Here is a 13405-nt window from a genome sequence, read left to right as displayed (position 1 = left end):
TTTACTCACCTCTCTACTGATTCCATGACAAACGCTTCGATAATATCGCCTTCACGAACATCATTGAAACGATCAAGCGTGATACCGCACTCATAACCTGCTGCAACTTCTTTAGCATCGTCTTTGAAACGTTTTAGGGATTCAATTTTGCCTGTGAAGACAACGATACCGCCACGAACCAAACGTGCTTCAGCGTTGCGAGAAATTTTACCGTCAGTAATCATACAACCTGCAATTGCGCCAACTTTAGTCACTTTAAATACGTTACGAACTTCAGCGTGGCCAATAACAACCTCTTTGTAGATTGGATCAAGCATGCCTTTCATTGCTTGTTCAATCTCATCGATTACGTTGTAGATAACGCGGTGCATACGAACGTCAACTTTTTCTTGTGCAATCGTTGCTTCTGCTTGTGGATCAGGACGAACGTTAAATCCGATTACGATAGCATTGGAAGCTGACGCCAAAATGATATCCGATTCTGTAATCGCGCCAACACCGCTGTGGATGATTTTTACGCGAACGCCTTCGATTTCAATTTTTGCGAGCGAGCCTTTAAGTGCTTCGGATGAACCTTGAACGTCGGATTTGATAATAACGTTCAGATCTTTAATTTCACCATCTTTGATATGGTTATACAGATCATCAAGCGTTACGCGTGTATTCGCACCCATATCCGATTGACGCTGTTTAATGGAACGACGTTCAGCAATATCACGAGCTTTGCGTTCATCTTCAAATACCATGAACGGATCTCCAGCTAATGGAACTTCTGTTAGACCAGTAATTTCTACTGGCGTAGAAGGACCTGCTTCTTTTAAGCGACGGCCTTTATCATTAACCATTGCTCTAATACGGCCGAAGCAGTTACCTGCAACAAAAGCATCTCCAATTTTCAAAGTACCGTGTTGAACGAGAATACGCGCAACAGGACCTTTACCTTTATCAAGCTCAGCTTCGATAACAGTAGCGCGAGCGCGTTTGTTCGGGTTAGCTTTGTAGTCATTCATCTCAGCAACGAGCAAAATCATTTCAAGAAGGCCTTCAAGACCAATTCTTTGTTTAGCGGAAACTTCGACGAAAATAGTGTCGCCGCCCCACTCTTCCGGAACGAGTTCATATTCAGTCATTTCTTGTTTGATTTTCTCTGTATTCGCTTCTGGCTTATCGATTTTGTTAACCGCTACGATAATAGGAACGCCAGCTGCTTTTGCATGGTTGATGGCTTCAACCGTTTGCGGCATGATGCCGTCATCAGCTGCTACTACGATGATCGTAATGTCCGTAACCTGCGCACCGCGTGCACGCATAAGCGTAAACGCTTCGTGACCAGGTGTATCGAGGAACGTAATTTTTTTATGGTTAATTTCGACTTGGTAAGCACCGATGTGCTGTGTAATTCCGCCGGCTTCTCCGCCTGTTACATTCGTTTTGCGAATGGCATCAAGCAAAGTTGTTTTACCGTGGTCAACGTGACCCATAATAGTAACAACCGGTGGACGTGTCACCAAATTTTCATCTTCGTCTGTTTCTTCTACAGTCTCAAAGGAATCTTCCTCAACCGGAATTTTCACTTCAACCTCTACCCCGTAGTCTGTTGCGATCAAATGAATCGCATCCATATCGATTTCTTGGTTGATCGTAGCCATTACGCCAAGGAAAATCAGTTTTTTAATAACTTCTGATGCATCCTTATGCAGCAATTTTGCCAATTCGCCAACAGTCATTGTACCGCGTACAATAATTTTCTTTGGCGTATTGTCAATTTTCTCGCGTGGCGGTTGTTGTTGGAACTTGCCGCCGCGACCTTTTTGACCACCACGGCCATTGTTGCCTCTGAAGCCGCCTGGTTTGCCGTCTTCAAATCTTTTTTGGCCTGGTCTTGCGTTTCTGTTGTCGTTACCGCGCGCTTGTCCTTGTGCTGGCTTAGAGTCGAAACGACTTTGGCCCGATGGTGCTGGACGGCTGCTTGCGTCTGAACGCGGAGCGCTTGGACGGATGCCTGTATTGCTTTGTCCGCCTTGTGAAGGTCGGCTTTGTCCAGATGATGCTGGACGGCTGCTTTGACCGCCTTGACCTTGTGATGGACGGCTTGAACCCGCGTTAGAACCCGCTGGGCGATTACCTTGTCCGCTTTGTCCTTGGCTTGGACGGCCCGAATTAGAACTGCCTTGTGAAGGACGGCTGCTGCTTGATTGTGATGCTGGACGACTTGATTGTTGTCCTGCTGGTCTTTGTTCTGATTGCTGTTGGGTTGTTTGTGGTTTCGTATTAATAGAATTCATAGGCCCCTGTCTGTCTTGATTCGTATTTTTATTTTCTTGTACTGGCTGCGGCTTCTTCTCCTGCTGTTGTGGCTGCTGCGATTGCGGCTTGTTGGCAGTAGGTTGAGCGGCAGAAACTGTTACATTTGTTGTCTCTTGCGCGCGCTTTGCAGCTGCATTTTGTTTAATATTGCGAAAAAAACCTTCAACCTTATTTACCATTTCGTTTTCCATCACACTCATATGGTTATTGACTGGCAAATCAAGTCTTTTTAGGATCGTTATGATTTCTTTGCTGCTCATATTAAGTGACTTGGCATACTCGTAAACGCGCAGCTTATCTTTATTGTCCTTGCTGTCTTGTTTATTGTCCAATATGATCCACCTCCGTATTATGGCTCAGATGACTCGCAATCATTTTTCCGAATTGCGCATCGGTTACCGCTATTACAACCCGTTCTGGCTTACCAATCGCCTTTCCTAGTTGCTCACGGTCGAATGCTTCGGCGAGTTGTATTCCGTAGGTGTTGCATTTGTCACGAAACTTTTTTTTCGTATTGTCTGAAGCATCTCCTGCAAGGATAACGAGATGCACTTGTTTATTTCTTACAGCTTTGAGGACAATTTCATCGCCTGTAATCAGCTTTCCGGCACGCATTGCCATGCCAAGCTGCGATAAGCTCTTATTCTGCTTCATCGCTTATCAGCTCCTTACCAGCAATAAACTGTTCCTCTACCGCTATAAAATCCTGCTCAAGTTGATCGTAAATGTGTTCACCAACATGCTGCTTCAGTGCTCGATCAAGCGCCTTGGATTTCTTCGCTAATTTAAAGCAACTGACTTTACCGCATAAATATGCACCGCGGCCAGCTTGTTTGCCTTTCAGGTCAATCTGCACCTCTTCGGCCGGTGTCCGCACAATCCGAATGAGTTCCTTCTTCGGCATCATGTCCTGACAAGCGACGCATTTGCGAAGCGGTACTTTTCTCGGTCTCATTGTACACCCCTCCTCTGCCAGCTGAATTGACGCGTATCTGTTGAAAAATTCAGATTAGTCGATGGAAACTGAATCCTGATGCATGACCGTAGTCATTGATTTCGGACGTCCATACTCCTGCTCTGCCTGCGTTTCGCTTTTGATATCGATTTTCCAGCCAGTCAGCTTGGCAGCAAGCCTTGCATTCTGACCTTTAATTCCGATCGCAAGCGATAGTTGGTAATCCGGCACGATTACTCTGGCCATCTTCTCTTGTTCGAATACGATAACCTCTAGCACCTTTGAAGGGCTAAGTGCATTCGCAACATATTCATCCACGCTTTCAGACCAACGAACGATATCGATTTTTTCACCTTTAAGCTCGTTTACGATCGTCTGAACGCGCAGTCCTTTTTGGCCAACACATGAACCAACTGGATCAACCTCGGAGTTACGGGAATGAACCGCAATCTTTGAACGGAAGCCAGCTTCACGAGCAACCGAACGAATTTCTACTACTCCGTCATAGATCTCAGGCACTTCAAGCTCGAACAAACGTTTTAAAAGGCCAGGATGCGTGCGGGATAAAATGATTTGAGGACCTTTAGTCGTGTTCTCAACTTTCGTAATATACGACTTCACGCGGTCACCATGCTTAAACTTATCAGTCGGCATAAGCTCAGTCAAAGGCAATACAGCCTCAACCTTGCCTAGATCCACAAATAAATTGCGAACATCCTGACGTTGAACGATACCGTTAACGATATCTTCCTCTTTATCGATAAAAGCATTATAAATCAATCCGCGCTCAGCCTCACGAATACGCTGAGTAACGACCTGCTTCGCTGTTTGAGCAGCGATACGTCCGAAATCACGCGGCGTAACTTCAATATCCGCAATATCGTCAAGCTGATAATGAGGATTGATTTCTCTTGAAGCCTCCACTGTAATTTCCAGACGCGGATCTAACACTTCATCAACAACAGTCTTGCGGGCGTATACTTTGATAACACCAGTATGACGGTTAATATCGACGCGTACATTTTGAGCGGTATTAAAATTTCTTTTGTAGCTGGAGATAAGAGCAGCCTCAATGGCTTCAAGGAGCACATCCTTGGTAATCCCTTTGTCTCTTTCTATTTCTTGTAGTGCTTCAATAAAATCCATACTCATTGGACTGGATTTCCCCCTTTCAATATAGAAACGAATATTTAGAACACGATTGCGAGTCTGGCGCCAGCCACCTTATCGTAAGGAATGGTATATTCCTTTTTGGCTGTACGAACGACTGCATTTTCTCCATCAAATGCAAGTAGCAGCCCCTCAAATTCTTTAGCGCCGCTAATCGGTTCATATGTCGTTATGTAAACGTGCTTACCGATTGCTTTACGTACTTCATCTTCATTCCGAAGCGGTCTTTCTGCTCCTGGGGAAGATACTTCCAAGAAATAAACATCTGTAATTGGATCGTTTTTGTCCAATTGCTCACTTATGAATTCGCTGATACGACCGCAGTCATCGATGTCGATGCCGCCTTCTTTATCTACGAAAATACGAAGGAAATAATTGCTTCCTTCTTTTACATACTCAATATCAACCAGTTCAAATCCATTGCTGCTGAGGTAAGGTAAAACCATTTCCTGGACAGCGGCTTTGATTTTGGATGTACTCAAATTCAGTTGACCTCCTGTTTATACGCACTATGCCATTTTGCCATTAACAAAACGTAAAGAGTGGGTTTCCCCACTCTTCTGCATCAAAGTCTTTATAATCATCATTGCCAGAAAAATTATAACATAACCGCACTATAGTGACAAGAAATCTTTTCTATTCAAGCCGCTTCTAGAACAGTGAAAGCTGATTAGATTCAGGTAATCCACGGAAGCAGCCCATGTTTCCAAGAACCTCAATAATCGTTTTTGTCGCCTTTGATTTCATTTGGAAATCCTCTATTGACAAGTACTCGCCATCGTCTCTTGAGGCTGCGATATTACGTGCGGCGTTATCGCCAATTCCTGCAATCGCAGCAAATGGCGGAATAAGGGAATCCCCATCTACAAGAAACTTCGTCGCGTCAGAACGATATAGATCGATCGGCTTAAAGGAGAAGCCGCGCGCTGTCATCTCAAGTGACATTTCCAGCTGCGACACCATGTTTTTCTCTTTAGGGAGCGCATTAAATCCTTTGGCTTCGATCTCGATCAGCTTACGCAAGATCGCATCATATCCTTGGCAAAGCAGCTCCAAATCAAAATCGTCCGCTCTTACTGTAAAGTAAGTAGCATAATACTCTATTGGATGATAAAGCTTGAAATAGGCGGTGCGAACAGCCGATATGACGTAGGCCGCGGCATGTGCTTTCGGGAACATATACTCGATCCGCAGGCAAGAATCAATGTACCACTGCGGCACCTTGCATCGCTTCATCTCTTCGATCCACTCTGGCGTCAAGCCTTTACCTTTACGTACACTTTCCGTAATTTTAAACGCGAGCCCAGCGTCCATTCCAGCTTTATAAATCAAGAACAACATGATGTCATCCCGGCAGCCAATTACCGTCTTGATGTTGCAAGTGCCGTTCTTGATTAGCTCTTGTGCGTTTCCAAGCCAAACTCCCGTGCCATGAGACAATCCGGAAATTTGCAGCAAATCGGCAAACGATGAAGGCTGCGTCTCTTGAAGCATTTGACGAACGAACTTCGTTCCCATTTCCGGTACTCCGTAAGTAGCTACCGATGAGCGAATTTGCTCGCCTGGCACGTTAAGTGCTTTGGTCGAGTTGAACATGCTCATGACTTTAGGATCGTTCATCGGAATTGACGTAGGATCAACGCCGGTCAAATCCTGCAGCATCCGCATCATTGTCGGGTCATCGTGCCCCAGAATATCAAGCTTAAGCAAGTTTTCATCAAATGCGTGATAGTCAAAATGAGTTGTCTTCCATTCCGCATTCACATCGTCTGCTGGAAATTGAACAGGCGTTATATCTTCAACATCGATATAATCGGGAACAACGACGATACCGCCTGGATGCTGTCCCGTGCTTCGTTTTACGCCGGTACAGCCGCTCGCAAGTCTCGCAAGCTCCGCTCCGCGCCATTTCTTGCTATGTTCTTCCTCATATTTCTTCGCGAAGCCATAAGCTGTTTTTTCTGCAACCGTACCAATCGTGCCTGCACGGAACACACACTTCTCGCTAAACAATACTTTCGTATAGTTATGGGCAATCGGTTGATAGTCCCCGGAAAAGTTCAAATCGATATCGGGAACTTTATCGCCTTTGAATCCTAGGAAGGTTTCGAACGGAATATCCTGTCCTTCACCTTTCATCGGCTTCTCGCATTTCGGGCATAATTTATCCGGTAAATCGAATCCACTCGGAATGCTTCCGTCCAAAAACCATTCGCTATGCTTGCAATCCGAGTTTTTGCACAAGTAATGGGCAGGCAGCGGATTAACCTCTGAAATACCCAGGAATGTAGCAACAACCGAGGAGCCAACCGATCCCCTTGATCCGACCAAATAACCATCTGCATTGGATTTCTTAACAAGCTTCTCCGAGATCAAGTAGTTGGCAGAGAACTTAAATTTGATAATAGGAATAAGTTCTTTCTCCAGCCTGTCGATAACGACCTGAGGAAGATCTTCCCCATACATCGACTTTGCTGTGTCATAACAGGTGTTGCGAATTTCCTCGTCGGCACCCTCAATAATTGGAGCAAATAGTCCCGTCGGGAACATATCATACGGCTCAAACCGATCAGCAAGCTCTACTGTATTCGTAATGACGACCTCACGTGCTCTAGCTTCACCTAAAAATGCAAATTCCTCCAGCATTTCTTCCGTTGTACGGAAATGAGCATCTGGTTTGCGTATACTCTTAAGCGGGCTAAAACCAGTGATCCCATGAATTGTTATGTCACGATACATTTTGTCGCGCGGATTCAAGTAATGAACGTTTCCTGTAGCAATAACCGGCTTGCCCAGCTCATCCCCGATTTGGCAAATCCGGCGATGCGCCTGCTCAATCTCCGCTCGGCTGCCTACTAGCCCCTTTTCAACTAAGTGCATGTAGAAATCTATCGGCTGGATTTCAAGGACATCATAGAAACGTGCAACCTCAAGCGCTTCTTCGTACGATTTATTTAGAACCGTTTCGAAAAATTCACCTTTCTCGCAACCAGAAATAACGAGCAAGCCTTCACGGTGTGCAACAAGCTTCGTTTTTGGAATTGTAGCTACTCGTTTGAAATGCTCTGTATGCGAGATAGAAATAAGCTTGAATAAATTTTTCTTCCCAACAGCATTAAGCGCATAAATATTGCTGTGGAAAGGCCGAGAATTAGATAAATCAATGCCCACATAGTCATTTAACTGATGTAGATTCGTAATATTTCGCTCAGCTGCATCTGCAATCAAGCCATACAACACGCCGCCAAGAGCAAGGGAATCGTCTACAGCGCGGTGATGGTTGTCGAGACTAACCTTATATTTATCTGCTAACGTATTCAAACGATGATTTTTAAGCGTTGGAAAAATAAATCGAGCAAGCTCCAGCGTATCGAGCACTGGATTTTTCACTTCCGGCATGCCGAAAGCTTTGCAGTTGGCTTGAATAAAGCCGATATCAAATCTTGCATTGTGGGCAACAAGAACATCATCACCAATGAATTCAATAAATTCTCTAAGCTTAGGCTCAATATCCGGCTGCCCTTTTACCATATCATCATTGATGTTAGTCAACTGCGTAATGTGGTAAGGAATTTTTTCATGCGGATCAATAAGGGTAGAGAAACGATCAATCTCTTTGCCATCACGCATTTTAACGCCGGCAAGCTCGATAATTTTGTTATTAATAACGGAAAGGCCCGTTGTCTCAATATCGAAAACAATATAAGTTGCTGTCGCAAGCGGCTCAGGCCTTGATTCCAGCACCATTGGCACTGCGTCGTTCACGATGTTCGCTTCAACACCAAAAAGCACTTTTATGCCGTGTTTTTTGGCCGACTTATTCGCATCCGGATAACATTGAACATTGCTATGGTCCGTTACTGCAATCGCCTTATGTCCCCATTTGGCAGCCGTCTTTATATAGACATCTACCGGAGTTACCGCATCCATTGCGCTCATGGTTGTATGGAGATGAAATTCGACGCGCTTTTCTTCCGCTTTATCCATACGCTCAGCAGGTGTTCTGACCTCATGCAAATCATTCGGCATCATCACAAGCTCCGGTTCTTGCATGAAGCGATCATATTCTATGCGGCCGCGAGCTTTGACCCATTTGCCATTGGCAAGCTGGTTCAATATTTTCACATCGTCCTTTGTCTTCGCAAACATCTTCATCGCGATAGAGTCGGAGAAGTCAGTCACGTTAAACGTAAACAATGTGCTTCCGTTACGAAGCTCTTTCACTTCGAGGCCGAATACCGCACCTTGTACTGTAATTTTTTTCTCTTCTTCGATGATATTCATCAATGGAACCGGCTCTTCCCGAATATCATAACCAACCGCCAGCTTGATTTCACTCTCATCGACGAGCTCAGACTCGGATTGCGCGCTCGCCATCAGCTCCTGCACATATTCCCGCTCTTCCTGCACCATCCGAAGGGAGAATTCATCCAAAATATCTTGCCTGGATTCGCTTACGATCATTTTCACTTTGCATGCGCGCTGGAAATTCTCATTAAAGAAACGAATAATTTCATCATCCAATCGTTTCTTCCGAGCGAGTTCCAATCCCGTATTGTCTAAGAGAGATAGCGTTAGCAAGTCTCCTTCAACCGTGATCGAAGATTTCTGCAGCCATCCATTTACGGAAGCGATCTCGCGCTGTGCCCATTCCATGAACAAACCCCAGTATTGCAGCACAATGGATTCAGTCTCTACAACAGGATCATAAATCAGCAAGAAACTGACTGCAGCGATAGACTCAAACTTCATTCGAGCCGCCTGGCAAAGCCCATTATAGGCCTGTAAAGGCACCATGGACGTTTTGCGGATGCAAAACGTCCATTCTTGATTGCTGTTGCTAACGATAACTTGATCTATATATCCATCTTGAAAATAGGTTTGTATAAGTTCTTGCGGCAGCTGAATATGCTGTAAAAGCATTTCAAAACTCTGCCGTTTTTTTGCGGTTTGGCTCATAAAATACCACTCCTTAAGATCCGAACCGAACTAGCTTCAGTCCTTAATAAGCTCTTGCGAATACAACGGTATGTTTGGATGGATCTCCACATACGAGACATGTTTTTTTGTGCGATTCCGGGGCGAATGGAATATTCCGGCTTGTCGCTCCAGTTTCTTCCTTGACCTGCTTCTCGCAAGCAGCAGAGCCGCACCAGCCAGCTTCTACGAAGCCGCGCTGTTCTTCCAAAAAGCTTTTCATTTCATCAAGCGTTTCAACTGAGCGAGAGTTGTCAATACGGAACTGCTTCGCACGATTAAACATTTCTTGATGCGTTTCTTCAAGCATGGCTTCTATTTCTGCTAGAAGATTAGCTTGCTGTACAATACGCTTCTCTCCAGTAACTCTGGAAACAAGCACAACTTGTCCATTTTCCATATCACGCGGTCCAAGTTCAAGGCGTAGTGGAACACCGCGCATCTCATATTCGTTGAACTTCCAGCCTGGGCTCACGTCAGCACGATCGTCCACGCGTACGCGAATACCGGCTTTCTTAAGCTCTGCATAAAGCTCATCCACACGGCCAACAACCTGCTCGCGCATTTTTGCAGGGCCAATTGGAATCATAACCACTTGTGTTGGAGCAACTTTAGGAGGCAGCACCAGACCACGATCATCGCCGTGAACCATAATAAGGGCGCCGATTAGTCTTGTGCTCACGCCCCAAGAAGTTGTATGAGCGAATTGCAATGTATTCTCACGATCAAGGAATTTAATATCAAAAGCAACTGCAAATTTCGTACCCAAATAATGCGATGTTCCGGCTTGAACAGCCTTCCCGTCCTTCATCATCGCTTCGATCGAATACGTATCAACCGCACCGGCGAACCGCTCAGAAGGCGTTTTTTCACCTTTGATTACAGGGATAGCAAGGAATTCTTCAACGAACTGCGTGTAAACATCAAGCATCTGCATCGTCTCTTGACGCGCTTCCTCTTCTGTCTCATGCGCAGTATGGCCTTCTTGCCACAAAAACTCACTCGTACGAAGGAATGGCATTGTGCGCTTCTCCCAGCGAACGACGTTTGCCCATTGGTTAATGAGCAGCGGAAGATCACGGTACGATTGAATCCATTTCGAATACATATGCCCAAACATCGTTTCCGATGTAGGACGAATAGCAAGGCGTTCTTCGAGCTTCTCGCCAGCTGCTTCAGTTACCCAAGGCAGCTCGGGATTAAAGCCTTCAACATGCTCTTTTTCTTTCTGGAAAAAGCTCTCTGGAATAAAGAGCGGGAAATACGCATTGCGATGTCCCGTCTCCTTAAAGCGGCGATCAAGATCACGCTGAATATTTTCCCAAAGCTCATATCCCTCAGGACGGAATACGATACAGCCTCTTACAGGCGAATAATCCATAAGCTCGGCTTTTTTAATAACATCAATATACCATCTGGAGAAATCCTCGCTTTGAGGCGTGATTTCTGTAACAAACTGTTTATCCTTAGACATAAGCGACTATTTACTCCCCTTTTACCAATCGTAAAATATCATTATAAGTTACTACGAGCATTAATAACATGATGAGCGCGAAACCGACAAAATGTACCATGCTCTCACGGTTCGGATCAATCGGCCGGCGTCTAATTGCTTCAATTCCGAGGAATATAAGGCGGCTTCCATCAAGGGCAGGAATCGGCAGCAAATTAAATATTCCTAAATACAAGCTTAGCAGTGCTGTCCATGATGTTAACTGAGCAATGCCTTGCTGAGCAATCTGGCTCGTTACTTCTGCTGTTCGTACAGGTCCGCCAAGATCATCAAGCTTGAACTCTCCGAAAATAAGCTTCTTGAAGCCTTCAAAAATGCTTACTGTCATGTTTTTCATGAGCTTGCCTGCGCCTGTGAACGTTTCAGAGAAAGTAGCCGGACGTGTTGGCAATGCTGCACTGATTCCAACCTTGCCTACACCCTCTTTGTTCGGTTCAGGTGTTATAACAACTTGCTGAGCTTTGCCGTCACGAATAATATCCATTTTAACAGGAACATTCGGTGATTTACCGATAATCGCGATCATTTTATCAAAATCAGCTCCGATTTTGATACCGTTGACTGCATCGATGACATCGCCCTTTTTCAAATCTACTTTATCAGCTGGCATGCCTTCTGATATTTCATTAACAAGCAGCTTATCAGGCGACTCAACAGGAACACCTGCTAGCTGAATGTAGGTAGCAAACAATACAAATGCGAGCACAAAGTTCATCAAAGGGCCAGCAAATATAGCAAGTGCACGCTGCGCTACTGTTTTGCTGCCAAATTGTCTGTCAAGCGGCGCGATTTGTGTTTCTTTGCCTTTTGCGATCATCAAAGCAGTAGGGTGTACCGAGAAAATCTCGTTTTCCCCTTCTACGTCAAGTGTAACAGATAGCTTGCGCTCAAGATCGATCGCAACGATTTCTCCGCGAATAACACCGCTGCGGTCATCAAGACGATCCAAATAAAGTCTAGTCACTTTATTGTCTTTCAGACGAACCGCGATCGTTTGACCGGGCTGAACATCAATGATTTCTGGATCTTCTCCCGCCATTCGAACGAAACCGCCAGCAGGTATTAATCGAAGCGTATATCTCGTTTCGCCACGTTTTACCGAAAAAAGCTTCGGCCCGAAGCCAATTGCGAATTCTCGCACCAATATGCCTGCGCGTTTTGCGAAATAGTAATGACCCCATTCATGGATCGTTACGATCACGAAAAAAACGAGTATGGTCAAGAAAACAACTTGAATCATGTGCATTAAGCTGAAGCCTCCTGTTCGTTACGGCCTGTACATAGATTATCATTATTCTCCCGTCCGATACAAGAGAACCGGAATTTAACCGACATTATACGGATTGGGCCAGCTGTCTTGCCCAAGCGTCCACTTCTGAGATCATCTGCAAATCATTGATATCAGCTGCTTCGTGCTTGCCAACGACCGTTTCCAATATCCGTTCAATGTCAAGAAACGTAATTTCACCCTTCAAAAACCGTGCCACCGCAACCTCGTTTGCAGCATTGTATACTGCAGGAGCTGATTGACCTAGCTTCCCACACTCGAATGCCAGCCTTAGACATGGATATCTTTCAAAATCCATCTCGCGAAAATGCAGCTTTCCGATTTGTGCCAGGTTCAGCCTGCTTGTCGGGGTTACATTCCGCTGCGGATATGACAACGCATATTGAATCGGTACTCGCATATCCGGCATTCCAAGCTGCGCGATTATGCTGTGATCGGTAAACTCCACATAAGAATGAATGATGCTCTCCGGATGAATAATGACACCTATTTGATCGTATGTAACATCGAACAGCCATCTTGCCTCAATAACTTCTAGCCCTTTATTAACCATAGTCGCTGAATCAATCGTAATTTTTGCGCCCATCGACCAATTGGGATGATTTAGCGCTTCAGCTACTGTTACACCCTCAAGCTGTTCTCTTGTGCGATCACGAAAGGAGCCGCCGGAGGCTGTTAATGTAATTTGATTGATAGATTTGCGATCTTCGCCGTTTAAGCATTGAAAAATCGCCGAATGTTCACTGTCTATCGGCAAAATCGATACTCCGCGCTGTTTCGCACGTTCCATTACGATATGACCTGCCGTTACGAGTGTCTCTTTGTTCGCCAAACCAATCATTTTCCCTGCATCAATCGCCGCCAATGTTGCCGGCAGCCCTCTGCTTCCCATAATTGCTGTCACAACGACATCAGCGTCCGTTCCAGCGGCTACTTCAACAAGTCCTTCTTCGCCATAGACAACCTTTGTTCCAGGCGGCATATGGGGACGAGCGGCTTCTGCGTCTGCTTTGGAAGCCAAGCTAACGAGCGAAGGTTTAAATTGTTTGGCTTGCTCTATAATCAAATCGACATTCGCACCAGCGGACAAGGCAACAACCTGATAACGATCAGGATCATGGGCAATAACGTCCAGCGTCTGTGTTCCGACTGAACCTGTCGAACCTAATATACTTATTTTTTTCACACAAAATCC

At 45.2% G+C, this 13405-nt stretch carries 9 protein-coding genes; all 9 read right to left on the bottom strand.

The window, feature by feature from the left end; all coding sequences use genetic code 11:
- Positions 1-5 precede the first annotated feature (5 nt).
- The 9 genes from infB to AB4Z45_RS21080 all read right to left on the bottom strand — a co-directional run bounded on the left by infB (position 6) and on the right by AB4Z45_RS21080 (position 13396).
- Positions 6-2567, bottom strand: coding sequence for a translation initiation factor IF-2 (gene infB, locus AB4Z45_RS21120; protein ID WP_441911374.1), 2562 nt, complete (start codon positions 2565-2567; stop codon positions 6-8).
- Positions 2568-2628: 61 nt separating this feature from the next.
- The gene (locus AB4Z45_RS21115; RefSeq protein ID WP_054028945.1) at positions 2629-2961 is read right to left on the bottom strand and encodes a L7Ae/L30e/S12e/Gadd45 family ribosomal protein; all 333 of its coding nucleotides are present in this window, start codon (positions 2959-2961) and stop codon (positions 2629-2631) included.
- The gene (gene rnpM / locus AB4Z45_RS21110) at positions 2948-3262 is read right to left on the bottom strand and encodes an RNase P modulator RnpM (protein ID WP_076269184.1); all 315 of its coding nucleotides are present in this window, start codon (positions 3260-3262) and stop codon (positions 2948-2950) included. Before rnpM ends, AB4Z45_RS21115 begins: the two co-directional genes overlap by 14 nt.
- 54 nt (positions 3263-3316) lie before the next feature.
- The gene (nusA, locus tag AB4Z45_RS21105) at positions 3317-4414 is read right to left on the bottom strand and encodes a transcription termination factor NusA (protein ID WP_054028947.1); all 1098 of its coding nucleotides are present in this window, start codon (positions 4412-4414) and stop codon (positions 3317-3319) included.
- 38 nt (positions 4415-4452) lie between these two features.
- Entirely contained in the window at positions 4453-4914 is a 462-nt protein-coding gene (rimP, locus tag AB4Z45_RS21100) for a ribosome maturation factor RimP (protein WP_339208958.1), read from the bottom strand.
- Between the two features lie 169 nt (positions 4915-5083).
- A complete protein-coding gene (locus AB4Z45_RS21095; protein WP_441911336.1) occupies positions 5084-9391 on the bottom strand; it encodes a PolC-type DNA polymerase III in 4308 nt (1435 codons plus the stop codon).
- Between the two features lie 43 nt (positions 9392-9434).
- Positions 9435-10883 carry a proline--tRNA ligase gene (gene proS, locus AB4Z45_RS21090; protein ID WP_441911335.1) on the bottom strand — a complete coding sequence of 483 codons (1449 nt, stop codon included), beginning with the start codon at positions 10881-10883 and terminating at the stop codon, positions 9435-9437.
- Positions 10884-10893: 10 nt separating this feature from the next.
- Complete coding sequence (gene rseP, locus AB4Z45_RS21085) at positions 10894-12168, bottom strand: RIP metalloprotease RseP (RefSeq protein WP_441911333.1); 1275 nt, start codon at positions 12166-12168, stop codon at positions 10894-10896.
- An 88-nt stretch (positions 12169-12256) separates the two neighbouring features.
- Complete coding sequence (locus AB4Z45_RS21080) at positions 12257-13396, bottom strand: 1-deoxy-D-xylulose-5-phosphate reductoisomerase (RefSeq protein ID WP_441911332.1); 1140 nt, start codon at positions 13394-13396, stop codon at positions 12257-12259.
- Positions 13397-13405: the final 9 nt, after the last annotated feature.

The sequence above is a fragment of the Paenibacillus sp. MCAF9 genome, from assembly GCF_052114265.1.
Lineage (GTDB): Bacteria > Bacillota > Bacilli > Paenibacillales > Paenibacillaceae > Pristimantibacillus.
This window is presented reverse-complemented; position numbering and strand designations above follow the sequence as displayed.

Excerpts from the sequence above, each read along its gene's own strand:
- infB (WP_441911374.1), bottom strand. The coding sequence starts at position 2,567 with ATGAGCAGCAAAGAAATCATAACGATCCTAAAAAGACTTGATTTGCCA.
- AB4Z45_RS21115 (WP_054028945.1), bottom strand. The coding sequence starts at position 2,961 with ATGAAGCAGAATAAGAGCTTATCGCAGCTTGGCATGGCAATGCGTGCC.
- rnpM (WP_076269184.1), bottom strand. The coding sequence starts at position 3,262 with ATGAGACCGAGAAAAGTACCGCTTCGCAAATGCGTCGCTTGTCAGGAC.
- nusA (WP_054028947.1), bottom strand. The coding sequence starts at position 4,414 with ATGAGTATGGATTTTATTGAAGCACTACAAGAAATAGAAAGAGACAAA.
- AB4Z45_RS21095 (WP_441911336.1), bottom strand. The coding sequence starts at position 9,391 with ATGAGCCAAACCGCAAAAAAACGGCAGAGTTTTGAAATGCTTTTACAG.
- proS (WP_441911335.1), bottom strand. The coding sequence starts at position 10,883 with ATGTCTAAGGATAAACAGTTTGTTACAGAAATCACGCCTCAAAGCGAG.
- rseP (WP_441911333.1), bottom strand. The coding sequence starts at position 12,168 with ATGCACATGATTCAAGTTGTTTTCTTGACCATACTCGTTTTTTTCGTG.